Below are 25,899 nucleotides of genomic sequence, written 5' to 3'. Positions count from 1 at the left end.
CGGCGTGGGAGACAGCCGGCTGGTCAGCCGCGGTGCCGGCGGCGCGGGAACAGGGCGCCGAGGAACCCGGCCGCCCCTCCGGCGACGAAGGCGAGACCGACGTTGCGCCAGAGGACCGGCCGCAGCTCCACCGTGCCGCTGAGGTTGTCGACATCACCGATGCCGAGGAGGGAGAGACCGAACTCGGCCTGGATCCCGGTCAGCAGGCAGACCGTCAGCGTCGCCAGCGCCAGGGCCACGGCCAGGTGGAGGGCGTGCTGCCAGGGCCGTACGTACGCCGGGGAGCGGGCGGCGGCCAGGGCGCCCGCTCCGAGCAGCAGGACGACGGCGAGTGCCACCAGCCACCACGCCCGGGAGTCGCGCTCCGCGAGCGAGGCCACGTCGACGGTGGACAGGTCGGAGCCGGATCCCGTGCCGCGCAGCACCTCGTCCAGGATCCGAGGCATCGGCAGCCCGAACGGCCCCTCGGCCTTGCCCTCCCAGGCGCCGCCGAAGCCGAGCGTGAGGGCGAGCCAGACGAGGTTCGGCAGGCCCAGCAGGACCACCGCCATGGTGCGGGCCGCGTGCCCCTGGGTCAGGGCCACCAGCACGCCGGCGCCGACGCCGATGACCACGTACGCGAGGAGCAGCGCGACCACGGCGGACGCCGCCGGCCGAACCGCCGCGTGGAAGCGGACCAGGCCGCTGGGCAGGGGGGCGCGGCGCGAGACCAGCAGGGCGATCAGCAACAGGCCCAGGATCCACAGCAGTCCGAACAGGAGGGTGGCGGGCACTGCCGCCTCGAAGCCCACCGTCGGGCCCGAGTCGAGGACTTCGGTGATTTCTCCGACGGGCGAATCCCCCGTGGAGATCGCGAAGTCGTGGCGTGCCAGGAGCGCGGCTCCGGTCAGCGCGGCCAGCCAGAGGAGGACCAACGGCGCCGCGCGGGCGAGGAGTTCGCGCGCCCCCGCCACCGCCCGGTTGTGCAGGGGGCGCAGGAAGAGCCATCCGGTGGTCAGCGCGCCGGCCAGGCTGACGGAGAGGGGCAGTACGGACAGGTGCGCGTCGGCTTCCGCCAGGAAACCGGCTCCGCCCGTCACCTCGACCACGCCGCCCGCGGCCATGACGACGACGGCTGCGACCACGTGGGGGAACGCGTCGTCCGGGAGGTCGCCGGCGCCGGCGAGGAAGAGGCCCGCGGCGGCCACGACGGCCATCACCACGAAGCCCGATACCACCGCGACGAGGCCGTCGCGCCAGGCTCGCGCGGCCGATGTCGGTGTGGCTGGGGAGGTCACCTCGGCAGGGCTCACCCTGCCACCGTAGGCACCCTCGGCTTGCGGCCACCACCCGAACGGCGCACACAATGGTCGCCAGGAGTGCAACAAATCAGGAGATTTCCGTGCAGGTACGCGGAGCCTCCGTCGGGACCGGAACTCCTCCGTCTGGGAAGAAGAGCCCGTGACCACTGAACCCGCCGGCCAGCCGCCGCCGCAGCCCTCTTCGCGGCCCTCACAGCCGCCGCCGTCCGAGCGCCCGACGGGCCCGCCTTCAGGGCCACTGTCCGGCGGGCGCGAAGGCCCGCCGCCGCTGCCTCCCCCGCCCCCGTCCGGAGGACCTCCCGCGCCTCCTGGAGGCCCGGGAGGCGGCGCCGGGGGCCCGTCGTCGCAGCCTCCCGCCCGGGGGCCCTGGTGGCGGTCCATGCCCCGGCTCGCCACCGCGGTGGTGGCCCTCGCCGCCGCCGTGACCCTGGCCGTCGTACTGATCCGGCCGTCCGGCGACGGCAGCGGCACCAGGGCGGAGGCCGAGGTGTTCCTGCAGCCCGTCGCAGCGTCCGGGCCCGACCCCTTCACCGAGTCCACCGCCGCCAAGCAGGCCACGCCGCCACCGGAGAGCCCGTCGCCGTCATCGAAGGCCTCCGCCTCCGCCTCCGCCTCCGCCACGCAGACGGGGCCCACGACCACCCGTAGCGTGAGCGGGGCGACGCCCGGCCTGTACGGGGGCACCCAGGGCGCGGCCAGCTGCGACGTCGAGGCGCTGATCAAGGACCTGTCGGCCTCGCCCGCCAAGAACTCCGCCTTCGCCTCGTCGCTGGGTATCCAGCCGGCGGCCGTACCCGGCTACCTGCGCTCGCTCACCCCGGTCCAGCTGCGCAATGACACCCGGGTCACCAACCACGGCTTCCGGGACGGCGGGAACACCAGCTACCAGGCTGTGCTCCAGGCCGGGACGGCCGTGCTCGTGGACGACCGGGGGGTGCCGAGGGTGCGCTGCGCGTGCGGCAACCCGCTGAGCCCGCCGGTGGCGCTGCAGGCCAATCCGAAGCGGTTCGGCCAGCCCTGGACCTCCTACCAGCCCTCGCGGTCCGTGGTCATCGCGCCGTCGGTGACCATCGTGAACACGTTCGTGATCTACAACCACTTCGACCAGCAGTGGTACGAGCGCGACCGGGGCGACCACCACGGCAAGCACGACAAGCCGATCCCGCCGCCGGTGATCCCGACGCTGCCGATCGCCTCGCCGTCGGTGACGTTCCCGACGCCGTCCTCGAAGTCCCCGTCGGTCTCGCCGTCCGGGACCCCGTCGAAGTCGCCGTCGAAGTCGCCGTCGGAGTCCCCGTCCAAGTCCCCGTCGAAGTCGCCGTCGGAGTCCCCGTCGAAGTCGCCCTCGGAGTCGCCGTCGAAGTCCCCGTCGAAGTCGCCGTCTGAGTCGCCTTCGAAGTCGCCGTCTGAGTCCCCGTCCAAGTCACCCTCGGAGTCGCCTTCGAAGTCCCCGTCCGAGTCTCCGTCGAAGTCGCCCGCGCAGTCTCCGTCGAAGTCCGCGTCCCCGTCGAAGTCGCCGTCCCGGTCACCCTCCGTGTCGGCCTCCGGTTCGCCGTCGGCGTCGCCCTCGCAGGCCCCGTCGAAGTCGCCCTCGGGCTCCCCCTCCGCGAGGGTGTCATCCGAGCCGGCCTCGCCGTCGGCGCCGTCGGCGCGGACGGAGCTTCCGCCGTCCGCGCCCGAGCCGTCCGCGCCCGAGCCGTCCGCGCCCGAGCCGTCCGCCCCGCCGCCCGAAGAGCCCTCCCAGGTCGAGCCCTCCCAGCTCGAGCCGCCGCCCCCGCCGCCGTCCCAGGGCGAACCGGAGACAGGTGAGAACGAGGGTACGGACGCGGGTACGGACGCGGGTGCCGCCGGCCGGTGAGTACCGCGCGGCAGCAGTCACCGCGTTGTCGGGGCGCCCGAGTACTCCAGCACTCGGGCGCCCCTCCGCCTTGCCCTGCACGGCGCCGGACACCGCTGGGGGAGATGCACCGCATCCGACGCCGTGCGCCGATCCACCGGGGAGTGCGGGACAGCCTTTAGCGCACGCGGCCGTACAGGTTGGGGTTGTAGGCGCTGAAGCTGGACACGCGGACCGTCTTGCCCGGGCGGGGAGCCTCGACGTACTTGCCGTCGCCGAGGTAGACGGCGACGTGGTGGACGCCGGACGCGCTGCCGTTCGAGGACCAGAACACCAGGTCGCCGCGGCGCAGTTCGGAGCGGGAGACCGGGGTCGTGGCCCGGTACTGGTCGGAGGCGACGCGGGGGAGGGGGATCCCCGCGGAGCGGTAGGCGGCCTGGACCAGGCCCGAGCAGTCCCAGGCGTGCGGGCCGTTGCCGCCCCAGACGTACGGGTCGCCGAGGCGGCTGTTGGCGAAGGAGATCGCGCCCTCCGTGCCCTGGCGCAGGGGGGTGCCGGAGCCGGAGGCGGCACCGCCCGAGCCGCCCGAGGCCCCCGCTGTGCCGGAGGATCCCGAGCCGCCCGTGTTGCGCTCGTACTTGTCCTTGTGGCTGGTCCAGCGCCACCAGCCCGTCGCGTCCTTGTACCAGTACACGCGGTCCGTCGCGTCCCAGCCCGCGCGGCCGCGGAAGGTCGGCTCGGAGGTGCGTACCGAGGAGGAGGCGGCGGACGAGGGCGACGCGGGCGACGAGGGCTTCGCGGCGGCGGAACCACCGCTGTTCGCGGCGTACTTGCTGTAATGCGCGGTCCAGCGCCACCAGCCGGTCGCGTCCTTGTACCAGTACTTCGAGCCGTCCCAGCCCGCTTGGGCCGGCGCCGGCTCGGCGGACGCGGTGGCCGCGCCGGTGCCCATCAGCAGGGTGGCGCCGACAGCCGCGACCACGGCCCCGCGCAGGGTGCAGCGACGGCGGTGGTCCGTGGAGGCCACGGCCGTCGTGCCGCGAGCGCAGCCGGAGCAGTCGCAGCTATCGGGTATTTCCTCGGTGAACTCGGGGGCGCGCATGCCTGGTTCCTCTCCATCGGGGGTGTGTGATCAGCGGGCGTCGGCGGCAGGGCCGCGCGCCGTGTAGAAGGCCACGGTCAAGTCCTTGACCAGTGCCTTGCGTTCGTAGTCGTCGAGGCCCACGAGCCCGCGGTCGGACATCCGGTGAACGGTGTCGTCGACCGCGTCGAGCACGGACGTGAGGACGGAGTCCCGGTGCCGGGCGTCGATCGAGGCGATCCGGCGCCGCTGCATCGCGGCGGCGACCTCGGGGGCGTACTCGACGTGCAGCGGCCGGGCGGAGAAGACCTCGACGCCGACGGCCTTGCACTCGGCGGTGAGCAGTCGGGTCAGTTCGTCGCCGACGGCCTCGGTGTCGCGCAGTGTCCGCGGTTCGGCCGGCTCCGGGCCGAAGGAGTCGGCGGGCATCCGGGAGATCACCCGGGCGGTCGCGGACTCCACCTGACCGCGCAGGTACTCGGCGTGGTCGTCGACGGCGAGCAGGGCGCGGGCGGTGTCCTTGACCCGCCAGACGACGAGGACGACGGCCCGCAGCGCGGTGCCTTCGGCGTCGACGACGCAGAGCGGCTCGCTGCGCCAGTGCCTCAGCCGGACGTCGACCCGGGTGTGCCGGGGCAGCGGGTTGGACCATAGGAGACCGGTACGCCGGATCGTGCCCCGGTAGCGGCCGAAGAGGGTCAGCGACCACGCCTGGCCGGCGCGGCCCCGGCGCAGCCCGGCGAGGGCGGCCAGGGTGAGGGCCGCGGATCCGGCGACGAGGGCGAGCGGCCAGGCCTCGGCGGGTGACGAGGAGGCGCGGAGCTCCTCGTGGCGCGCGAGGACGGCGGCGCCGGCCGTGGCGAGCGCGGCGGTGAGCAGGGCCCACCAGCCGGAACAGGTGCGCGCGGGGCGTTCGGTGAGCCCGGGGTCGAGGACGGGGGGCAGCGTACGCGGTCCGGGCGCGGGTTCCGCCCGGGTGGCGGGCCGGGGTACCGCCCCGCGTACCGGGGCCTGCCGGATCGTGTCGGAACCCGCCGGCCCGCCGACGCCGGTGGCGCGACCGGCGCCGGTGGTTCCCACGTGCCGGTCAGGGTCGTCGAAACCAGTGGGTCCCATGTGTCTGGCGGGATCACCGGGGCTCATGTGGCCAAGGGGCTCCGCGTAGCCGGCGGCCCGGTTCGAGCCGGCGGCGTGGGCGTTCGCGTGGAGCAGGTCGGCCGGTTCCTCGTCGCGGAAGAGCGGGCCGAGGACGAGCGGGTCCCGGTACGGCCGGACGACGAGGCTCCCTCGACCGGTCCGGGTACCACCGCCACTGCCGTCACCCGTGGCAGAGGGCGTGGAGGCGGAGGACGAGTGGCGGTCGGGGCCGAGAGCGGTCCCGGTGTCGCCGGCGGAGCCCGCGCCGTGCCCGGCGCTGCGGCCGGCGCCTGCCCCCGATGCCCCCGAAGGGTCGGCTCCTGCCCCCGAGGGGTCGGCTCCCGCACCCGAAAGGCCCGTTCGCGAACCCGAGGGGCCCGAGCCCGGAGTGCCGACGCCCGGGCCCCAAGGGGAGCCCGCGCCTAGAGCGCCCAGGCCCGGACCCCAAGGGGAGCCCGTGTCCGAGCTCGGGCCGGTGCCGGCCGCGGCCGAGCCGCCGAGCGGGGTGGCCGTCCGCCCCGCGGCCGTCGCCCCGGGCCCCTCCCGCGTTCCTCCCTCCGCTGCCTCGCCCGGCCCTCCGGTCGTCCTCGGCGCTTGCGACAAGCCACACCCCACACAGCCATGGGCGTCAACGACCCCGTGTCGGCGGGTTCCTGACACCACCCAAGATGATCATCAATGGTTCGATCTTCGCGAAATCGAGCAAGACGCCCGTTCGGTGAAGGTCACTACAAGCCAGGACTTTGGTCCCTTTCATGACGATGCGGGGAAGATTTGGGTGGATTAGGCACATCGAGTGCGAATATTCCGGTCGACACGCCGTAGGCGCCCTGCGCGCAACGCGAACAGCACCGGCCCGGCGCGGTCGGCCGAAGAGTGGCACTCTGAAGGTGTGGCGGAGAGGGGACTGACCCCCCAGGTCGAGTGGCCCGCCCGGACGGACACGAGCCTCGCGCTCAACCGCATGGGCACCTTCGACTGGAACCTCGACAGCGGGCAGATGTATCTGGACACCACCGCCCTCGAGGTCCTCGAGCTGCGCCCCGAAGAGTTCACGGGCACCCCCGCCGGGCTGCGCGGACGTCTCGCGCCCGGAGAGGAGGGCCGCCTCGACGCGCGCGTCGCGCAGGCGCTCAAGTCCGGCCGCAGTCACTACGGGGCCTACGTCCGCAGCCGCGCCCGGGACGGCTCGCCGGGCTGGGCGCACATCCAGGGCCACATCCTGAGGGACCCGCACGACCGCCCGTACCGGATCATCGGGATCATCCGCGACGCGGCCGACGACCCCGGCGAGCCCGGAGCCGGCGGCGAGCGGGACGAAGGCCGGCGCCGGCTGACGGGGGTGGTCGAGCGGACCACGGCGATCCTCGCGCACGCCCGCACCGTCAACGACGTCACCGACATCCTCAAGGACCCGGAGGCCCTCGGCCATCTCGGCGCGGTCAGCGTCATGCTCGGCGTCGTCGACGGAGGCCGCATCCACCTCGTCGCGGAGGGCCGGCTCGGCTCGTACGTCCCGGAGATCGAGTACACGCGGATCGACGCGGCACTGCCGATGAGCGAGACCGTACGGACACTGCGGCCGGTGTTCCTCGGCTCCCGCGAGGAGTTCCAGAACCGCTACCCGGTGCTGTGGCCGTACATCGAGCCGTTGGCCGTCCGCAGTGGGGTCTACCTGCCGCTCATCGCCCACGGCCGTGCCATCGGAGCGCTCGGACTGCTCTACACGCGGGACGAGGACTTCACCGCCGAGGAGCGCAACGTGCTGATGGCGCTCGGCAGCGGCATCGCGCAGAGCCTCCAGCGCGCCATGCTCTTCGAGCAGGAGCACGACCTCGCCGAGGGCCTCCAGCGGGCCATGCTGCCGCGCCGGATCCCGGAGGTGCCGGGGGCGCGGATCGCCGTGCGGTACCGGGCCGCCCGGATGGGGCGGGACATCGGCGGCGACTGGTACGACGTCGTCCCGCTCGGCGACGGGCGTGTCGGTGTGATGATCGGAGACGTGGAGGGGCACGACACGGACGCCGCGGCCGTCATGGGGCAGCTGCGCATCGCGCTGCGCGCCTACGTCGCCGAGGGACACACCCCGGGCGCCGCGATGTCGCGGGCCTCGGCCTTCCTGCGGGAACTGGAGACGGAGCGCTTCGCCACGTGCACGTACGCCGACATCGACCTCACGACCGGCATGGCCCGGCTGGTCCGCGCCGGGCACCTCGAACCGGTGGTGCGGCGCGGCGACGGCAGCTGCCACCGGGTCCAGGTCGTGGGCGGGCTGCCGCTGGGCCTGCCCGCGCACGAACCGTCCGGTGCCGGCTCCGGAGCCGGCACGGGGCCAGGGCTCGCCGGAGGCACGGGATACCCCGTCACCAGCCTCGAACTGCACCCCGGGGACACCCTGCTGCTCTGCACGGACGGCTTGACCGAGCGGCCCGACGGCGACCGCGACAGCGGCATGCGATCGCTCATGGAAGCGGTCGCGGGCGGCCCGGCCGACGTGGAGGAACTCGCCGACGTCCTGTGCGACCTGCTCGGGGAATCGGGCGGCGGGGACGACATGGCCCTGCTCGTGCTGCGCCGCCGGGGTACCGCGGCCCCGCGCGGCGGCGGCCCGCTGAGCCACACCCTGACCCCCGGTGACCGGGACGCCCCCGCCATGGCCAGACACCTGATCCGGGCGGCGGTCGCTGCGTGGGGCGCGCGGGACCAGGCCGACGGGATCGAACTGGCCGCGGACGAACTCATGACCAACGCGCTGGTGCACACCGACGGGGTCGGCCACGTCAGCATGCGGCTGACCGCGGACGGCCGGATCCGGATCGAGGTGGAGGACACCAGCAGCGCTCTGCCGCAGCGGCGGGAGGCGGACGACTGGGCGGTGTCGGGACGAGGCCTGATGCTGGTGGACCGGCTGGCGGACTCCTGGGGCGTCGAGCCGCGGGGCGGCGGGAAGTGCGTGTGGTGCGAGTTCGCCATCCCGGGCGCGCCCGCCCCGGGAGGTCCGGCGAGCGGACCGGCCCCGGTACCCGATGGGGGCCGGGACGGGTGACGCGACCGGTCGCGGTGGTCCTCGTCCGCGCCCCCCCGCAGCGGCCGCCCGGCCCCCGCCGGCGACCGGCTCCGGCCGCGGCGCTAGCCGGTGACCCTGGCGGTGAAGGCGTCGAGGTTGCCCAGCGCGCGCTCGATCTTCTCGTCCACGGTCAGCGTCTCCTCGTAGCCCCGGTTCTTGAGCTTCGGCTGCCGCTTGCCCCTGATGTACAGGGAGCAGGCGAGGTCGGAGCAGATGTACGTCCCGACCGTGTTGCCCTCGCGGCCGCGGGCTCCGGCGAGTGGGGCGACGAGGAGGGTGACGCCCGAGGAGGTGTGCCCGGTCAGGCAGATCTGGCAGATGCTGGACTTGAAGCCGCCCACGCGGTTCGCGGCGGGGACGCGCAGCGAGATGCCGACGGCTCCGCCGTCGCGGCCGGGGCGCACGATGTGGGCGCGCAGTGGCGCGGCGGGATCCACCCAGCCGAGGAAGTCGAGGTCCTCCCAGGGGAGTTCGGCGAAGTCCGTCGGCAGCTTGAGGCGCGCGGCCTCGCCCTTGGTGCAGTTCACGAAGGAGGAGCGGATCTGTCGGTCGGTGAGCGGGTCCATGAAACGTACGCTACGTGGCGGTAAGAGCCGTGGTCACCCGCTTTTCCCGGCAGGGCGCGCGCCCCGTCCCGGCCCGGCCCGCAAGGGCGGCGCGCTGCCCGGACGGAGTTGCCCTAAAGGCGGACGAGGGTGACCTCGGTGGCCTTCACGCTGGTCCACACCTCGGCGCCGTCGGTGATGTTCAGCTCGGCGGCCGCCTCGGGCGTGATCTCCGCGACCAGGTCGGGCGTCTGCGCCGAGCCGATCAGCACGCGCAGCCGGCTGCCGACCGAGGTGATCTCCCGCACGGTGCCGGGCCAGACGTTGCGCGGACTGCCGCCCGGGCGGTCCCGGTACACGCCGACCGCCTCGGGGGCGATGATCGCGAGGGCTTGAGCCCCCTCGGGCAGCGCCTCCGCCACCACCAGACTGCCGCCGCCGGCGAGCTCCAGCCCGTGGGCCGACGCCGTGCCGGGCCACGCGTTGCGCCCCAGCATCCGGGCCACCCACGCGGAACGCGGATGCCGGGTGACCTCGGAGGGCGGTGCGTCCTGGAGGGTCTTGCCGTCGGCGAGTACGAGGACCCGGTCGGCCAGTGAGACCGCCTCCACGGGGTCGTGGGTGACGATGAGGCAGACCCCGCCGAAGCCGGCCAGGTGGGTGCGCAGGGTGTGCCGGACGTGGGCACGCGTCGTCTGGTCGAGGGCCGCGAGCGGCTCGTCGAGGAGCAGGAGCCGGGGCCGGGCGGCGAGTGCGCGGGCGAGGGCGACGCGCTGGGCCTGGCCGCCGGAGAGCTGGGCGGGCTTGCGGTGGGCGAGGTGGCCGACGCCCAGCCGGTCCAGCCAGGCCTGGGCCTGCGCGCGGGCCTCGGCGCGCGGAACCTTGCGGGCCCGCAGTCCGTAGGCGGTGTTGGCGAGCGCCGTCAGGTGCGGGAACAGCGCGCCGTTCTGGGGCACCCACGCGACCTGCCGCTTGTGCGGGGGCAGCGCGCTCACGTCGGTGTCGCCGAGCCTGAGGTCGGCGTGGGCGCGGGGGGTGAGACCGAGGAGCGCGCGCAGGAGGGTCGTCTTGCCCGCGCCGTTCTCGCCGACGACGGCGATGGTGGTGCCGGGTCCGGCGTCGAGGGTGAGCTCGTTGAAACCGGTGACCGTCGCGTGCAGCGGCCATCGCCCGCCAGGAGCCGCAGCGGCGGGGGAGTCGGGAGAGTCGGATGAGGCTGAGACGCCCGGGGAAACCGGGCCGGCGGGACCCGCCGGCCATGCCGCCGGTCCCACCGTTCCCGGACGGGGGAACTCGTCGGCGACCGCGGGTGGCTCCGGCGCGTCGCTGCGGGTCACGGGGGCACCCGTCCACCTGCCGCGCAGGGCGACGAGCACGGCCATGGCGATCGCGAGCAGCAGCAGGGAGACGGACGTGGCGGCCTCGGGCTGCTCCTGGAGCAGCAGGTACACCTGGAGCGGCAGGGTCTGGGTGGTGCCGGGCAGGTTGCCGGCGAAGGTGATCGTGGCGCCGAACTCCCCGAGTGCCCGGGCCCAGGTCAGCGCGGCTCCGGCGATCAGGCCGGGCAGGACCATCGGCAGGGTCACCGTGAAGAACACGCGGACCGGCGTGGAGCCCAGAGATGCCGCGGTCTCCTCGTAGCTCTGTTTGAGGCCGCCGAGCGCTCCCTCCAGGCTGATCACCAGGAACGGCATGGCGACGAAGGTGGCCGCGAGGACCGCACCGGAGGTGTGGAAGGGCAGCGTGATGCCGAAGGTGCCCTCGAGCCAGGGACCGAGCAGCCCGCGCCTGCCGAAACCGAGCAGCAGGGCCACGCCACCGACGGTCGGCGGCAGGACCATCGGGAGCAGCACGAGCGAACGCACCAGGGCCTTGCCCTTGAACTCGACGCGGGCCAGCAGCCAGGCCAGTGGCACCCCGAGAACGAGGGAGAAGCCGAGCGCCCACAGGGAGACCAGCAGCGAGAGCCTGAGCGCCTCGACCACACCGGGACTGGTGAGGTGCGTGGCGAGGTCGCCCCACGGGGTGCGCGCGAGGATGCCGAGGAGGGGCATCAGGAGGAACGCCACGGCGAGCAGCGCGGGGATCGCGAGGGCCAGGGGGGGCCGGGAGCGGCGGGTACGGACTGGGCGCATGTGGGTTCCTGGCTGGGGAAACGGTGGCGGCGGGTGAAGCGTAGTGCGGTGTGCGGCGGTCCACGGGCGCCGCGGCCCGGGCCGGTACGCCGCCGCGCGGACACCGCCGTCCGCGCGGCGTGGCACGCGGGCGGGGCTGTCCGTCCCCCCGGACGGGCGGCGCCGCCGCGTCACCGCCGCCGAAGGCCGGTCACGCCTGCTGGAAGCCCGCGTCCTGGAGGATCTTCTGTGCCTCCGGAGTGCTCAGCCACGCCACGAACGCGGCCGCGGCCCCGGCGTTCTTCGACCCCTTGAGCGAGGCGGCCGGGTAGGAGGCCACGGCGTTCTCGGCGTCCGGGATCTCCACGACGGCGACCTTGTCACCGGACTTGACGGTGTCGGTGCGGTAGACCAGACCCGCATCGGCCTCGCCCAGCTCGACCTTGCTCAGCACGGCGCGGACGTTGGGCTCCTGGGAGACCGGCTTCACCTCGATCTTCTGCGCGTCGAGGATCTGCTTGCTGTAGCGGCCTACGGGGACCTCGGGCGCGGCCAGCACGACCTTGATCTTGGTGTCGGCGAGGTCCTTGAGGCCGGCGACCTTGAACGGGTTGCCCTTGCCGGTCGCGATGACCAGGCGGTTCTTCGCGATGACCGCCGGGGCGTTCACCTCGGCCTCGAGGCCGTCCATGGTCCTGGTGTCGGCGGTGACCAGCGCGTCCGCCGGGGCGCCCTGCTTGACCTGGGCCGCGAGCTCCTGCGAACCGGCGAAGGAGAACTTCACCTTCGTGCCCGGGTGCGCCTTCTCGTAGGCGGCGCCGGCGGTCTTGAAGACGTCGGTGAGGGAGGACGCGGCGAGCACCGTCAGCTCGGCGGCCTCGGGTCCGGCGGACGCCGGGGCGCCGGGGGTGGCGCCGGCGGCGTCGTTGCTCTTCTCGTCACCGCTGCCGCAGGCGGCGAGCACCGGTAGGAGGAGGGCGGCGGTCAGGGTGAGGGCGGCGGCGCCGCGACGGGGGTTCAGGGGCAGGATCGGGGACATGGGCTGGTGCTCCTCGGTCGGGTCGGCGGCCGGGCCGGGCCGCGCGGCGGTGACCCGCGCCGGTGACGGCGGAGCGGGCGGGGGTGGCGGGAGGTTCAGGGGCGGTCGATGTGCACGCTCGTGGACTTCACGCGGGCGGTGGCCCGCATGCCGACCTCCAGCCCGAGCTCTTCGACGGCTTCACGCGTGAGCAGGGAGACCAGGCGGTGGGGGCCCGCCTGGATCTCGACCTGGGCGGAGACCTCGCCGAGCTTGACGGCGGTGACGATGCCCGGGAAGGCGTTGCGCGCCGAGGTGGAGGCTTCCCCGTCCTCGGTGTGGGCCCCTTGGCCCACCTCGATGGAGAACGCGGCCAGCGCGCCGCCGTCGATCATGCGGCGGCCGCTCTCGTCGCGGTGGGTCGAGACTCGGCCGGCGTCGGCCCAGCGGCGCGCGGTGTCCGGGCTGACGCCGAGCAAGCGCGCCGCCTGACCGATGGTGTAGGACTGCATGTGCGACACGGTAGAGGCAGCCAGCCGGCATTTGCAATTCTTTTGGGATGATGCACATGGCAGATGCTGCAACCCTTGTTGGAAGCACCAAAAGAGACGCGGGACCGGCCGCCGCGCCAGGACGCCGCGGGCTCGACCTGGACGATCCGAAAGGGACGCCCCCGAGGGCTGTCCCCCGCAATCCCCGGCGGGCCAGCCCTTAGAGTCGGTGTATGGCTGAAGAGGGAACCGCGGGTGCGGGGTCGGCGCGGGTCGACGTGTGGATCTGGTCGGTCCGGCTCACCAAAACACGGGCGATCGCGGCCGCGGCGTGCCGTGCGGGCCACGTCCGGGTCAACGGGGAGCGCGCGAAGCCCGCGCAATCGGTGCGCGCCGGGGACGAGGTGCGCCTGTTCCACGCGGGGCGCGAACGCATCGTGGTGGTCCGGCGCCCGGTGACCAAGCGGGTCGGCCCCCCGGTCGCCGCCGAGTGCCTGATCGACAACAGCCCGCCGCCGCCGACCCCGGTGGAGGCGGCGGTGGTCGGCATCCGCGACCGCGGCGCCGGCCGCCCGACCAAGCGCGAACGCCGCGAGATCGAGACCCTGCGCGGCATTCGCTAGTGCTGTGACCGGGAAGGTCCACCGGGTCGCGGCGCCCGGCACGGCACCTCGCCGCGTTGTCGGGCCACGGCGGTACGTCCAGTACGAGCCGTGGCCCTCCGTCTTGCGCTGCACCGCACCGAACACCGCGACCCGGCACACCTTCCCGGCCACAGCACTAGCGCCCGTCGTCGAAGTCGGGCCCGGCGCCACTGTGACGACGGAGCCCGGCGCCGGGGGATCGCGCGAGCCGAGCGGCCCGCCTGACGACCGAAGCCCGGTCCGGCATCGCGCCGGACCGGGCTTCGGCGTCTCCGTGCGCCCTGCCGCGCGCCGGAAAATTTCTGCAAGAGATTGCTCCACTTCGCCCGAAAAGGGCGCTCGACGTGGAGTCAACACGTGTCAGACCGCGAAATTGCCGGTTCACGAGGGCTTCACGCACTGGTCACACCGCCAGTAGCCTCCCCGCAAAACCTTGCGGCAAGTTTTCAACGCCGCGCCGCCGCAGGGCCGTTGGCCCCGCTTCGAGGAGCAGACCTTGAGATCACGCACACGATCACGCCTCGGGGGGCGGTCGACGGCTCTGGCCCTTGCCGTCACGGGGTGTCTGGCATCGATACCGGCGGCCGCGCTGCCGGCCGCCGGTGCCCCCGCCGACTCCGGGGCGCGGACGACGGCAGCCGCCGCGACGGCCGCCGCCGACAACACGGCGACGGTCTTCTACTACACCAAGACCCGCAACTGGACTGCGTACAACCTGCATTGGGCGCCCGACGGTGGAAGTTGGACGACCGCGCCCGGCACCGGCATGGAGACCGCCTGCACCGACTGGGTGAAGAAGACCGTCAGCCTCGGCTCGGCCGCCGGACTCCAGGCGACCTTCAACAACGGCCAGGGCACCTGGGACAACAACGGGGGCAAGAACTACGCCTTGGGAACGGGTGTGATCACCGTCAAGGACGGGGTGGTGGCGCACAGCGACCCGTGCGCGGCGGACCCCGGAACGGGCACCGGCACCGGCGCGACCGCCACCGTCTACTACTCGACGACCACGGTCGGCTGGCCGACCGTCAACCTGCACTGGGCGCCGACCGGCGGATCCTGGACCACCGTCCCCGGCACCGGCATGGACCCGGCCTGCACGGGCTGGGTGAAGAAGACGGTCGCCCTCGGCTCGGCCGCCGGACTCGCCGCCACCTTCAACAACGGCAACGGCACCTGGGACAACAACAACGGCCGCAACTACGCGCTCGGTACGGGCCTGTCCACCGTGAAGAACACACAGGTCACCGCGAACGCGGCCGACCCGTGCGCCGCCGTGGTCCCCGACACCACCGCGCCCACCGCGCCCACCCGGGTCCAGGCCGCCGCCACCGACGTGTCCGTGGTCGTGACGTGGGACGCGGCCACCGACGACCGGGGGGTGACCGGCTACCAGGTCACCCGCACCGGCGGAACCAAGGGCGCCGTCGTCACCCACGCCACCTCCACCGTGCTCACCGAGTCCGGCCTGGAGGAGCGCACCGCCTACGCCTACACGGTCAAGGCCGTCGACGCGGCGGGCAACCTCTCGCCCGCCTCGGACGAGGCCGTCGCCGGCACCGGTACCCGGCCGCCGGTCCCGGCCGGGTCGGCGCCGCTGGGCGGCGACCCGCGCAAGGATCCGATCTACTTCGTGCTCACCGCCCGCTTCAACGACGGTGACGCGGCCAACAACCGCGGCGGCAGCCAGCACGTGAAGTCCGGGAACGCCGCCAGCAACGACCCCATGTTCCGGGGCGACTTCAAGGGGCTCGTCGAGAAGCTCGACTACGTCAAGGCGCTCGGCTTCTCCGCGATCTGGATCACCCCGGTCGTCCTCAACCGCTCCGACTACGACTACCACGGCTACCACGGCTACGACTTCTACAAGGTCGACCCCCGCCTGGAGTCGGCCGGCGCCTCCTACCAGGACCTGATCAACGCCGCCCATGCCAAGGGCGTCAAGATCTACCAGGACGTCGTCTACAACCACAGCTCCCGCTGGGGCGCCAAGGGCCTGTCCACCCCCACCGTCTACGGGGTCCGCGACGCGCAGTGGTCCTGGTACTACGACGAGAAGCAGACCGGCTTCGAGTACGACGGGCTCACCGTCGAGCCCAAGAGCGGCAAGTCGTACTACAACGGCGACCTGTGGTCGACCGCCGAACCGGCCGGCAACACCTGCGTCAACTGGGGCGTGGCCACCCAGTACAAGAGCGCCGAGGGCTACACCATCTACAACTGCCAGTGGCCGACGCCCACTTCGGGCATGTTTCCCAAGGCCCTGTTCCACCAGTGCTGGATCGGCAACTGGGAGGGCGAGGACGCCCGTTCCTGCTGGATCCACGAGGACCTCGCCGACTTCAACACCGAGAACCCGGCGGTGCAGGACTACCTGATCGGCGCCTACGCCAAGTACATCGACATGGGCGTGGACGGCTTCCGCGTCGACACCGCCGTGCACATCCCCCGCGTCACCTGGAACCGGCGCTTCCTGCCCGCCATCCAAAGTCGCGTCGCCCAGCAGTTCGGGGCCCAGAAGGCGAAGGACTTCTACGTCTTCGGCGAGGTCGGCTCCTTCGTCAACGACAAGTGGAACCGCGGATCGGCCAACCAGTCGGCCCAGTACTACACCTGGAAGGAGTCCGCGACGTACAGCGCGGACGACGCGACCGCCGCCCTCCAGCAGTACACGGGCGACAACGACCCGGCGAAGCAGCCCACCAGCAACAACGCCTTCCTGAGCGGCAACCTCTTCCACGCCCCCGACCACGCCATGGCCTCCGGCATGAACGTCATCGACATGCGCATGCACATGAACTTCGGTGACGCGGACAACGCCTTCCAGAACGGCAAGGACTCCGACGACAGCTACAACGACGCCACGTACAACGTCGTCTACGTCGACAGCCACGACTTCGGCCCGGGCAAATCGTCGACCCGCTACGCCGGCGGCACCGACGCCTGGGCCGAGAACATGGCCCTGATGTGGACCTTCCGCGGCATCCCGACCCTGTACTACGGCTCCGAGATCGAGTTCCAGGTCGGCAAGCAGATCGACTGCGGCCCGACCTGCCCGCTCGCCACCACCGGCCGCGCCTATTACGGGGACAAGATCGCCGGTTCGGTCACGGCCGCCGGATTCTCCAAGGTCGGTGCGGCCTCCGGAGCCGTCGCCGCCACCCTCGAATCCCCGCTCGTCAAGCACCTCCAGCGGCTGAACGAGATCCGGCGGGCCGTCCCGGCGCTCCAGATGGGGCAGTACTCCACCGAGGGCATCTCGGGGGGCATGGCCTTCAAACGCCGCTACACCGACGCCGCGGCCGGCCTGGACAGCTTCGCGCTCGTCGCCGTGACCGGCGCCGCCACGTACACGGGAATCCCCAACGGCACGTACGAGGACGCGGTCACCGGCGACGTGCGGACCGTCACCGACGGCAGGCTGTCCGTCGCGGCGCCGGGGAAGGGCAACCTGCGGGTCTACGTACTGGACCTCCCCGGCGCGGGCGCCGCGCCCGGCAAGGTGGGCGCCGCCGGCCCCTACCTGAAGTAGTCGCCGGTCGTCGCGGCAGCCGCTGCTCCGGGGCTGCCGCGAGGCCGCCGCCGTTCGGGCACATGTTCGAGTGGCGCGCTACCCTGGACCCATGCACGCACTCCAGGGCTCCCTCTTCGATCAGGGCGACGAGATCGGCCCCGCCCCGACGACCGGCCTGCGGCGTACGGACCTGGGCGCCGGCGCCTGGGTGGACCACCGGCCCGGCTGGCTGTCCGGAGCCGACGCGCTGTTCGAGCGGCTCGCGGCCGACGTGCCGTGGCGCGCCGAGCGGCGGCAGATGTACGAGCGGGAGGTCGAGGTACCGCGCCTGCTCGCCTTCTACGGCGAGGACGACCCGCTGCCCCACCCCGCGCTCACCGCGGCCCGCGAGGCGCTGACCCGCCACTACGCGCCCGAGCTGGGCGAACCCTTCGTCACCGCCGGCCTCTGCCTCTACCGCGACGGCCGCGACAGCGTCGCCTGGCACGGCGACCGCGTCGGCCGCTCCGCCACCGAGGACACCATGGTCGCCATCCTGTCGGTGGGCGACCCCCGGGACCTGGTCCTGCGGCCCCGCGACGGCGGCCCCACCCTCCTCCGCCTCCCGCTGGGCCACGGCGACCTGGTGGTGATGGGCGGCTCCTGCCAGCGCACGATGGAACACGCCGTGCCCAAGACGGCCCGTGCGGTGGGTCCCCGCATCAGTGTCCAGTTCCGCCCGCGCGGGGTGCGCTGAGCAACGGGGCTACGCCGCGTCGAGTTCCTTCGCCGGGCGGCCCGCCGTCGCGGCCGCGTGCAGGGAGCGGAGCGCCAGCAGCAGGATGCCGATGTCGTCCAGGTAGACCGGATCCGGGATCAGGTCCACCGGCGAGACGGTGTACGCGACGGCCGCCCAGAACAGTGCCTTGTCGCGCAGCGGGATCCCCGCGCCGCGCAGTAGCCTCCGCGCCGCGAAGACCCGTACGAGGAGCACGGCCGCGGTGATCGCCAAGCCGGTCGCGACGACCGCCGCGACGACGAGCCAGAGCGTCGTCGTGTCCATCAGGCCCCCTGCTCGCGCAGTCGTCGGCTGACCTCGCCCAGTCCGTCCCCGAGCGCGTCGAGCTGCTCGGGGGTGAGTACGTCCACCAGGGCCTCCCGGACCGCGCTCACGTGACCCGGTGCGGCTTGCGCCAGACGGGAGCGGCCGGTCTCGGTGAGCACGGCGTAGACCCCCCGGACGTCGGAGGGGCAGGTGCGGCGGCGGACCAGGCCGGTCTTCTCCATCTGGGTGACCTGGTAGGTCAGGCCGCTCTTGGAGTTGATCAGCCCGTTCGCGAGCTCCGTCATGCGCAGCTCGCCCTGCGGCGCCCTGGCGAGCCGTACGAGGATCTCGTACTGGGGGTGGGAGAGGCCGGATTCGTCCTTGAGCTGCTGGTCGAGGCGGCGGTTGACCAGTGCGGACGCGGCCAGGAAGCCCTCCCAGGCGCGCATCTCGCGGTCGTCGAGCCATCTCGTCTCAGCCATGGAATCAGCCTACACCGGTCGTTCCAATTTGAATCAGACCCCGGTCGGTGGTTAGGGTCGAAGGGAGTCGTTTGAATTTGAACAACCTTTCCCGCCCGACCGGAAGGCCCCCCTCGTGACCATCCCCGCCACCGCCACTCCCGTCGCCCCCGCCGCGACGAGCTCGCCGCTCGCCCCGTCAACGCCCGCCCATGACGTCGGCCTGCTCCTGCTGCGCGTCGTCCTCGGGCTCACCATGGCCGCCCACGGCGCCCAGAAGCTCTTCGGCTGGTTCGGTGGCGGCGGCGTCAGCGGCACCGGTCGGTTCTTCACCGCCAGCGGCTATCCGGCGGGCGACGCCATGGCCGTCCTCGCCGGCCTGACCGAGACCCTCGGCGGCCTCGGGCTCGCCGCGGGGCTGCTCACCCCGCTCGCCGGCGCCGCCGTCGTCGGCACCATGATCAACGCGATCGCCGTCCACGGGGCCGGCTCGTTCTTCGCCCCGCAGGGCGTGGAGTACGAGATCCTGCTCACCACGGGCGCCGGCGCCCTCGCGCTCACCGGTCCCGGCCGCTACGCGGTCGACCGCTTCCTGCCCGTCCTGCGCGGCCACCGCCTCGCCCACGGAGTCCTCGCCGTCGCCCTCGGCGCCGTCATCGCGGGCGCCCTGCTCCTCGTGCGGAACTGACCCGGCGCGCGGACCCGAACGGGCCGATTGCCGCGGGGCATTCGGGGGAAGTGGGCATGAATGACACAACCCATCGAAGACTACGCACTCATCGGCGATCTGATGACCAGTGCTCTGGTCGGCCGCGACGGGTCCATCGACTGGCTGTGCCTGCCGCGCTTCGATTCGGCCGCCTGTTTCGCCGCCCTCCTCGGCGACCAGGAGAACGGCCACTGGCGCATCGCCCCCGCCGCCTCCCCCGAGTTCTCGCACTGCACCCGCCGCGCCTACGTCGACGGCACCCTCGTCCTGGAGTCCTTCTGGGAGACCGGGGACGGCGCCTCCTTCAAGGTCGTCGACTTCATGCCGCAGCGCGACACCGCCCCCGACGTGATGCGGATCGTGGAGGGCCTCACCGGCGAGTCGACCGTGAGCAGCGTCCTGCGCCTGCGCTTCGACTACGGGCACGTGGTCCCCTGGGTCCGCCGCTTCCGGGGCGAAATCGGCGGCGAGCCCGGCCGTGACGGCGACGGCGACCGCGTCGCCGTCGCCGGACCCGACTCCGTGTGGCTGCGCAGCGAACCTCCCGTGCGCACCTGGGGCGAGGAGAACAGCACGCGCTCCGAGTTCACCGTCGCCGCCGGCGAGCGCGTGGCCTTCGTCCTCACCTGGCACCCCTCGCACGAGCCGCGCCCCGAGGCCCTGGACCCGTACGACGCCCTGGAGCAGAGCCTCGCCGACTGGCGGGAGTGGGCGTCCCAGTGCCGGTACGAGGGCCCCTACCGGGAGGCCGTGACCCGCTCCCTGATCACGCTCAAGGCCCTCACCTACGCCCCGACCGGCGGGATCGCCGCCGCCGCGACGACCTCCCTGCCCGAGGAGATCGGCGGAGTCCGCAACTGGGACTACCGCTACTGCTGGCTCCGCGACTCCACCCTCACCCTCGGCTCCCTGCTGGCCACCGGTTTCCTCGACGAGGCCAGGGCGTGGCGGGCCTGGCTGCTGCGGGCCATCGCGGGCGACCCGGCCGACCTGCAGATCATGTACGGCATCGCGGGCGAGCGGCGGCTCCCGGAGAGCGAGCTGCCGTGGCTGAAGGGGTACGCCTCCTCCGCGCCGGTCCGGGTCGGCAACGCGGCCGTCGACCAGCTCCAGCTCGACGTGTACGGGGAGGTCCTCGACTCCCTCTACCTGGCGCGGTCTTCGGGGCTCGCGGCCGAGTGGCACGCCTGGAAGATCCAGCTCGCGCTCCTCGACTTCCTGGAGTCCAACTGGCGCCGGCCCGACGAGGGGCTGTGGGAAGTGCGCGGCCCGCGCCGCCACTTCACGCACTCCAAGGTGATGGCGTGGGTCGCCGCCGACCGGGCCGTGCGCAGCCTGGAGGCCGATCCGCGACTGCCCGGCGACGCGGAACGCTGGCGGGCCATGAGGGACGAGGTGCACCGCGACGTGTGCGAGAAGGGCTACGACCCCGTGCGGGGGACCTTCACCCAGCACTACGGCTCCACCGAACTGGACGCGGCCACCCTCCTCATCCCCCGCGTCGGCTTCCTGCCGCCCGACGACCCCCGCGTGATCGGCACGGTCGACGCGGTGCGCGCGGAGCTCGGCAGCAGCGGGCTCGTGCGGCGATACAGCACCGAGGGGCTGTCCGTGGACGGCCTGCCCGGCGACGAAGGGGCCTTCCTGGCCTGTTCGTTCTGGCTGGCGGACGCACTGCACATGACCGGCCGGGAGAAGGAGGCGCGGGAGCTCTTCGAGAGGCTGCTCGCGGTACGCAACGACGTCGGACTGCTCGCGGAGGAGTGCGACCCCGTCTCCGGCCGCCAACTCGGCAACTTCCCGCAGGCCTTCAGCCACGTGGGCCTGGTGAACACCGCCCTCACCCTGGGCGGCGGCGGCGTGAGGGCCGGTGGCGCGACGGGGTGACGGCGCCGCGGGGACGCTCCGGACCGCGCCGCCGGTCGCCGGCCGGGTGCGGGGCCGACGGGATTCGAACCCGCGGGGCCGGTGGGCGGGTCCGCCGCCCGGCCGCAAGTCGTCGGCGCCGGGGACCCCCGGCGCCGACGATGCAATGGACCGCTCTGCCACGGCCCCGCACCCTGCGGGACCGCGCGATCCCGCCGGCGAGTGAATCTACAGAGCCGCGGCCGCGGGTGCAGCAGGATTTTCCTCGTTCTCCTCGTCCCGCGGAATGCTGACCAGCCAGCGCGTGTCCTTGCGCGGGCGCAGGTACAGCGCCCAGTACAGGGTGGCGACGGCGGTGATCCCGCCCGTCCACAGCAGGTACTGGGTTTCCTGCTGGGTCAGGATGTACGCGAACACCAGGACCAGCACGACGGGGACGGCCGGCCACAGCGGCATCCGCCAGGCCGCCGTGTCGCGGTGCGCCCCGCGCCGGCTGGACAGCGCGGCCACCGCGACCAGCAGGTACATCCCGGTCACCGAGACACCGGTGACCCCGTACAGGGTGTCGAGGTTGACGAAGCACATCGCCGCACCGGGCACGCCGACGAGCAGGGTGGCCACCCAGGGGGAGCCGAACCGGCCGAGCCGCGAGAGCGCGGAGTTGACGGGCGCGGGCCAGGCCTTGTCGCGGGCGGACGCGAAGAGCACCCGGGAGTTCTGGATGACCATGACGATGCCGGCGTTGACGATGGCGAGGGCCACGCAGAGGCTGACGAAGGTACCGACGGCCGAGTTGGACCAGGCGCTCACCATGGCGCCGAGGTCGCCGGAGGCCAGCGCGTCGAGGTCGGGGGCGCCCATGGTGATGGCGATGACCGGGACGAGGATGACGGCGGTGGAGATGGCGAGGGTGGCGAGCACGGTCCGCGGGACGTTGCGGCGCGGGTTCTCCAGCTCCTCGGAGAGGTAGACGGCCGTCGAGAAGCCCTGGGTGATGAACAGGGCGATGGCGAGTCCGGAGACGACCATCATCGCGGTGACGGTGGACGTGCCGCCGCCCTCCGCGGCCACCGAGCCGTGCACGAGGGCGTCCGCACCCCGCTCGCTGTGCGCGAAGCCGAGTACGGCGACGAGCGCGGCCGCCACGACCTCCAGGACGAGGAAGACGCCGGTGATCCAGGCGTTGGCCCGCAGGTCCAGCAGGCCGGCGAGGGTGGCGAGGAGCATCACGCCGGCGCCGGCGGCCGGCGCCGGCACGTCGATCACGGGAGCGAGGTAGTCGGCGGTGCCCATGGCGATCACGGGCGGCACGATCATCACGACCAGCAGGGACAGTACGAAGACCAGCCAGCCGGCGAGCCGTCCGGAGAGGGTCGACACCATCGCGTATTCGCCGCCGGCGCTGGGGATGAGGGTGCCCAGCTCCGAGTAGCAGAACGCGACGCCGATGCAGAGCAGCGAGCCGATCGCGATGGTGAGCGCGGCCCAGGTGCCGAGGCTGGAGAAGAGGTCCGGCACGACGACGAAGAGCGTCGAGGCCGGCGTCACGCACGACAGCGTGAGCAGGGTTCCGCCGACGACGCCGATGGAGCGCTTGAGCTTCGGGGGGATGGGCCCGGTGGCGGGGGCGAGGGCCTGGGGGGCACTGATCGTGTCAGACATCGGTGCTGTGTTCCGATCGGCAGGTGCGGTGAGTGAGAGCGGGAGCGGTATCGCCTCCGGGGCGGTGGTCGGCAAGGGTGGTTCGGTGGCTCCCGGGGCGTCATGCAATCTCCACGAGATCCGCAGGTCAATAGGCGTTCACCTGCGGATTTCGTTGTGCGGCTGCCTACTGACTGCCCTTCGCGGTGTTAAGACCGCGTAAATGCCGTGCAATCACGAGGTGCGATAACCGCACGTGACCGCCGGTAAATTTCCTTCCGCTTTGCCGACCCGCCGCGCTCCCGTGTCACGGGCGGATCGCGACGTCGACAGGGCCGCGGGTCGGACCGCAGGCCGGGACGCCGTCCGGGCCGGGGGCCGGCACGCGCTCCAGGACACCGCCCGCGAAGACGTCGTACAGCGGGAGGGTCTCCAGGTGGACGTATCCGATGTGGCAGTCGCACACCGCCAGCGGGCACGGGCGGGGGCGCAGGGCGCGGCGGTAGGAGCCGTCGTAGAGGTTGCCGAGCTCCGCCTTCACGAAGTGGCAGCGGCGGACCGTGCCGGCGCCGTCCACCGAGATCACGGAGGCGCCGGTGCGGCACGGCAGGCCCGCCGAGCGGTGCGGGTGGCGGCTGAACGGGAAGAGCGGGTCCAGGGCCGTCCAGTCGGCCGCCTCCGGGTCGGTGTAGGTGCGGCCCTCGGCCGCGTTGATCCACAGGTACACCTCGGACGGCAGGGCGCTCCGCAGCCGGCGGGCCTCCTCGAGGTGCTCCGGCAGGCCCACCACGCCCACGCTGAAGCGCACCCCGGCGTCCGCCAGCTCCCGACACTTGCCGAGGAAGCGGTCGTAGGGGGTCTGTCCCGGGTGGTACGTGCACCACAGCGCGAGCGTTTCCGGGTCGGCCTCGGCGGTCCAGCCGGTGCGGCCGCTGAGGTTGGTCTGGATCGCGACCCGGCGCACGTGCGGCAGGTGCGACAGCTCCACGAGGGCGCGCCGGTACCAGGAACGGACCAGGCCCTCGCCCCACGGCGTGAACAGCACGGACAGCCGGTCCCCGGTGTTGCCGGCCGCCCAGGCGGCGAACCGCTCCAGCGCGGCCCGGTCGGCCGTCAGCCGCTCCCGGCTGTCGCGCCGCTTGGCGAACGGGCAGTACGGGCAGTCGTAGTCGCAGGAGGACAGGGGGCCCCGGTAGAGGACCGTCAGGTCCATCGGCCCCTGGGCGCCCGTCACTTGCGCTCGTAAGCGGCCATCGCGGCCCGCACGTCGGCCGAGAACAGCGCGGGGCCGGCCGCGTCGGAGTGCGCCAGTCCCTCCGGGGTCAGCCGCAGCAGCTCCGCGTCGTCCACGAGCCAGCCGCGCTCCCCGAAGGCCGCCAGCTCGACCGGGAAGTCCTCCCGGGGGTGGCTCCCGAACCGCTCCCGGTACTCGGTCACCGGCATGCCCGGCGCCTGCAGCAGGGACTGCAGCAGGTGGCGCCGGCGGGCCTCCCCGGCGTCGATCCACCGGCCGTGGTCGGCCCGCGCGAAGTCCGCCTCCGGGCGCCGGACGTACGCGTCGATGATGCCGCGGATCTCGCCCATGCCGACGGCGTAGTCGAAGGAGTAGTGCAGGTCGGCCGTGTAGGAGCGGGCCCCGCAGCCCAGGCCGATCATGCCGTCCGTCTGGCAGGCGTGGTCGTCGGCGCCCTCCGCCGGAGCGTCCGCCCGGCGGAACATCCGCATCGACACCTGCTCGTACCCGGTGGCCAGCAGGTGGTCGCGCCCGGCCCGGTAGAGCCGCAGCCGCTGCTCGTCCCACCCTGCGGCCGAGGACTCGCCCGGCCGGCGCCCCAGGCCCGTCAGGGGGCGCACGTACAGCGGGTAGAGGTAGAGCTCCTCCGGCCGCCACGCGAGGGCCGCGTCCAGCGAGTGGCGCCAGCTCTCCTCGGTCTGGCCGTCGATGCCGTAGATCAAGTCGATGTTGAGCACCGGTATCGCCGCGTCCCGGATCAGCGACAGCGCCGCCTCCACCGTCGCGCGCTTCTGCGGCCGGGCCGCCGAACGGGCCTCCGCGGCGACGAAGCTCTGCACGCCCAGGCTCAGTCGGGTCGTGCCCCGGTCGGCGAGGACCGCGAGCCGGTCCGCCGTGACGGTGGACGGCGAGGCCTCAACCGACAGCGGGACCGCCCGCAGATCGGCGCCCGCGCGCTTCTCCGCGATGTCGCAGAGCCGCTCCAGCTCCGAGGCCGTCAGGAAGGTCGGCGTCCCGCCGCCGAAGGCGGCCGACGCGAACCGCACGGGCTCCTCGTCGCCCAGCGCCTCGCGGACCGCCGTCGCCTGCCGTTCCAGGGCGTCGAGATAGGCCGTGGTCAGCCCCTCCGGCGCGCCGATCCGGGTGAAGAGGTTGCAGAATCCGCAGCGCACCTCGCAGAAGGGGATGTGGAGGTAGAGCGACAGGGCGTCCTTGGGCTGGTCCGCCCACAGATCGCGCAGCGCCGGCCGGTCGGGCAGCGGCCGGTACGCCGTCTTGTGCGGGTAGGCGTACACGTAACTCTCGTACGGGGTGGTGGATTCCATCAGCCGGTCTGCTCCTCGTGGTTCGGCCCCTCGTGGTCCAGGGGGAACTGCGCGTACGGGACCGTCCAGACCGCCTCGTGGGCGAGCCGGTGCCCGGTGTACCCGTCGTCCCCGTAGGTCGTCCCGTGGTCGGAGCAGACGATCGCGAAGCAGCGGCGCCGTGATCGCATGACGTCGAAGAGCCGGCCGATGTGCCGGTCCACGTACTCCAGCGCGGCCGCGTGCGTCTCCCAGGAGTCCCCGTCGTCCGCCGTCGCCCCGGGGGAGTGGAACCAGTTGGGCTGGTGCATCGCGGAGACGTTGAGGAAGAGGAACAGCCGCCGGTCGTGCGGCAGTCCGGCCACGACACGCTCCGCGCACGCCACCTGCGCCTCGAAGGACGTCGGCGACGCCACCCCGAACTCCGGCTCCCAGTGGCTCTCCTGGAACATCCCGGGCAGTACGGAGCCCAGCGCGGCAGCCTTGTTGAAGAATCCGACGCCTCCCACGCACACGGTCCGGTAGCCGGCTCCGGCCAGCCCGGACACCAGGTCCGGGGTGTCGAACACCCACGTGCGCCCGGCGGTCGTCTCGCTGCCCGGGAACCGGGCCGCGAACAGCCGCGGGTGCGGGCCGGGCCCTTCGGGCGTGGGCAGGAACCCCGCGAACATCGCCTGGTGGGACGCGTAGGTGAAGCTGCCCGGGGCGTGCCGCCGCTCCCAGGCCCCGCCGGGCAGGTGCGCCGCGAGGTGCGGGATCCGGCCTTCGGCGGCCAGCCGTGCGGCGACGTCGTGGCGCAGCGTGTCGAGGGTGACGAGCAGCAGGTCGTCGCGGCCGACGACCTCGTTCATGTCGGGGTTCGTCTCGGGGTTCGTGTCGGGGGATCCGGCGCCGTCGCGCGCGGGCGGGGA

19 protein-coding genes, 1 tRNA gene and 1 pseudogene are annotated in these 25,899 nt (G+C 73.2%); 7 read left to right on the top strand and 14 right to left on the bottom strand.

Annotated features, from left to right (window positions below; genetic code table 11):
- Positions 1-23: 23 nt before the first annotated feature.
- Positions 24-1,292 carry a streptophobe family protein gene (locus ACFWBY_RS18545; protein ID WP_385336691.1) on the bottom strand — a complete coding sequence of 423 codons (1,269 nt, stop codon included), beginning with the start codon at positions 1,290-1,292 and terminating at the stop codon, positions 24-26.
- A gap of 148 nt (positions 1,293-1,440) precedes the next feature.
- Here ACFWBY_RS18545 and ACFWBY_RS18540 point away from each other — a divergent pair.
- Positions 1,441-2,781: pseudogene (locus ACFWBY_RS18540) on the top strand (DUF6777 domain-containing protein); the annotation flags it as partial.
- 535 nt (positions 2,782-3,316) lie between these two features.
- On the opposite strand, the gene ACFWBY_RS18535 reads toward ACFWBY_RS18540, so the two are convergent.
- On the bottom strand, positions 3,317-4,240 hold the full coding sequence (locus tag ACFWBY_RS18535; RefSeq protein WP_385336688.1) for a C40 family peptidase: 924 nt from the start codon (positions 4,238-4,240) through the stop codon (positions 3,317-3,319).
- Between the two features lie 30 nt (positions 4,241-4,270).
- The gene (locus ACFWBY_RS18530) at positions 4,271-5,299 is read right to left on the bottom strand and encodes an SPFH domain-containing protein (protein WP_385336685.1); all 1,029 of its coding nucleotides are present in this window, start codon (positions 5,297-5,299) and stop codon (positions 4,271-4,273) included.
- A gap of 949 nt (positions 5,300-6,248) precedes the next feature.
- On the opposite strand from ACFWBY_RS18530, the gene ACFWBY_RS18525 reads away from it, so the two are divergent.
- Positions 6,249-8,402 carry a SpoIIE family protein phosphatase gene (locus ACFWBY_RS18525; RefSeq protein ID WP_385336682.1) on the top strand — a complete coding sequence of 718 codons (2,154 nt, stop codon included), beginning with the start codon at positions 6,249-6,251 and terminating at the stop codon, positions 8,400-8,402.
- Positions 8,403-8,485: 83 nt separating this feature from the next.
- On the opposite strand, the gene ACFWBY_RS18520 is transcribed toward ACFWBY_RS18525, so the two are convergent.
- The 4 genes from ACFWBY_RS18520 to ACFWBY_RS18505 form a co-directional block, all read right to left on the bottom strand.
- Complete coding sequence (locus ACFWBY_RS18520; RefSeq protein WP_385336679.1) at positions 8,486-8,989, bottom strand: FBP domain-containing protein; 504 nt, start codon at positions 8,987-8,989, stop codon at positions 8,486-8,488.
- Between the two features lie 113 nt (positions 8,990-9,102).
- A complete protein-coding gene (locus tag ACFWBY_RS18515) occupies positions 9,103-11,103 on the bottom strand; it encodes an ABC transporter permease (protein WP_385336676.1) in 2,001 nt (666 codons plus the stop codon).
- Positions 11,104-11,293: 190 nt separating this feature from the next.
- Positions 11,294-12,121 (bottom strand): molybdate ABC transporter substrate-binding protein, encoded by an 828-nt coding sequence (gene modA / locus ACFWBY_RS18510; protein ID WP_385336673.1) that lies wholly within the window; start codon positions 12,119-12,121, stop codon positions 11,294-11,296.
- Positions 12,122-12,216: 95 nt separating this feature from the next.
- Entirely contained in the window at positions 12,217-12,612 is a 396-nt protein-coding gene (locus ACFWBY_RS18505; RefSeq protein WP_385336671.1) for a molybdopterin-binding protein, read from the bottom strand.
- A gap of 212 nt (positions 12,613-12,824) precedes the next feature.
- Between ACFWBY_RS18505 and ACFWBY_RS18500 the strand changes: the two genes are divergently transcribed.
- The 3 genes from ACFWBY_RS18500 (at position 12,825) to ACFWBY_RS18490 (ending at position 17,485) form a co-directional block, all read left to right on the top strand.
- A complete protein-coding gene (locus ACFWBY_RS18500; protein ID WP_385336667.1) occupies positions 12,825-13,214 on the top strand; it encodes an RNA-binding S4 domain-containing protein in 390 nt (129 codons plus the stop codon).
- Positions 13,215-13,731: 517 nt separating this feature from the next.
- On the top strand, positions 13,732-16,767 hold the full coding sequence (locus ACFWBY_RS18495; RefSeq protein WP_385344969.1) for a carbohydrate binding domain-containing protein: 3,036 nt from the start codon (positions 13,732-13,734) through the stop codon (positions 16,765-16,767).
- Positions 16,768-16,858: 91 nt separating this feature from the next.
- The gene (locus tag ACFWBY_RS18490) at positions 16,859-17,485 is read left to right on the top strand and encodes an alpha-ketoglutarate-dependent dioxygenase AlkB (RefSeq protein WP_385344966.1); all 627 of its coding nucleotides are present in this window, start codon (positions 16,859-16,861) and stop codon (positions 17,483-17,485) included.
- Positions 17,486-17,494: 9 nt separating this feature from the next.
- On the opposite strand, the gene ACFWBY_RS18485 is transcribed toward ACFWBY_RS18490, so the two are convergent.
- Both ACFWBY_RS18485 and ACFWBY_RS18480 read right to left on the bottom strand, forming a co-directional pair.
- Entirely contained in the window at positions 17,495-17,791 is a 297-nt protein-coding gene (locus tag ACFWBY_RS18485) for a YkvA family protein (protein WP_385344964.1), read from the bottom strand.
- The gene (locus ACFWBY_RS18480) at positions 17,791-18,255 is read right to left on the bottom strand and encodes a MarR family winged helix-turn-helix transcriptional regulator (protein WP_385344961.1); all 465 of its coding nucleotides are present in this window, start codon (positions 18,253-18,255) and stop codon (positions 17,791-17,793) included. Before ACFWBY_RS18480 ends, ACFWBY_RS18485 begins: the two co-directional genes overlap by 1 nt.
- 115 nt (positions 18,256-18,370) lie before the next feature.
- Between ACFWBY_RS18480 and ACFWBY_RS18475 the strand changes: the two genes are divergently transcribed.
- Positions 18,371-18,922 (top strand): DoxX family protein, encoded by a 552-nt coding sequence (locus ACFWBY_RS18475; RefSeq protein WP_385344958.1) that lies wholly within the window; start codon positions 18,371-18,373, stop codon positions 18,920-18,922.
- A gap of 60 nt (positions 18,923-18,982) precedes the next feature.
- A complete protein-coding gene (locus ACFWBY_RS18470) occupies positions 18,983-20,830 on the top strand; it encodes a glycoside hydrolase family 15 protein (RefSeq protein WP_385344955.1) in 1,848 nt (615 codons plus the stop codon).
- Positions 20,831-20,879: 49 nt separating this feature from the next.
- On the opposite strand, the gene ACFWBY_RS18465 is transcribed toward ACFWBY_RS18470, so the two are convergent.
- From ACFWBY_RS18465 to ACFWBY_RS18445, 5 genes are all read right to left on the bottom strand, one after another.
- Positions 20,880-20,998, bottom strand: a tRNA-Arg gene (locus ACFWBY_RS18465).
- 39 nt (positions 20,999-21,037) lie between these two features.
- Positions 21,038-22,471: an APC family permease gene (locus ACFWBY_RS18460; RefSeq protein ID WP_385342425.1), complete on the bottom strand. Its 1,434-nt coding sequence runs from the start codon at positions 22,469-22,471 to the stop codon at positions 21,038-21,040.
- 286 nt (positions 22,472-22,757) lie between these two features.
- Positions 22,758-23,663 carry an STM4011 family radical SAM protein gene (locus tag ACFWBY_RS18455; protein ID WP_385342431.1) on the bottom strand — a complete coding sequence of 302 codons (906 nt, stop codon included), beginning with the start codon at positions 23,661-23,663 and terminating at the stop codon, positions 22,758-22,760.
- Between the two features lie 17 nt (positions 23,664-23,680).
- Positions 23,681-25,009, bottom strand: a complete 1,329-nt coding sequence (locus ACFWBY_RS18450; protein WP_385342423.1) for an STM4012 family radical SAM protein — start codon at positions 25,007-25,009, stop codon at positions 23,681-23,683.
- On the bottom strand, positions 25,009-25,839 hold the full coding sequence (locus tag ACFWBY_RS18445; protein ID WP_385342429.1) for an STM4013/SEN3800 family hydrolase: 831 nt from the start codon (positions 25,837-25,839) through the stop codon (positions 25,009-25,011). Before ACFWBY_RS18445 ends, ACFWBY_RS18450 begins: the two co-directional genes overlap by 1 nt.
- Between the last annotated feature and the right edge of the window lie 60 nt (positions 25,840-25,899).

Origin of the sequence: Streptomyces sp. NPDC060049 (genome assembly GCF_042736715.1) — a bacterium.
In the GTDB taxonomy this organism is placed as follows: Bacteria; Actinomycetota; Actinomycetes; order Streptomycetales; family Streptomycetaceae; genus Streptomyces.
Note: the sequence above shows the minus strand (reverse complement) of the source record. Positions and strands in the feature narration are given on the sequence as shown.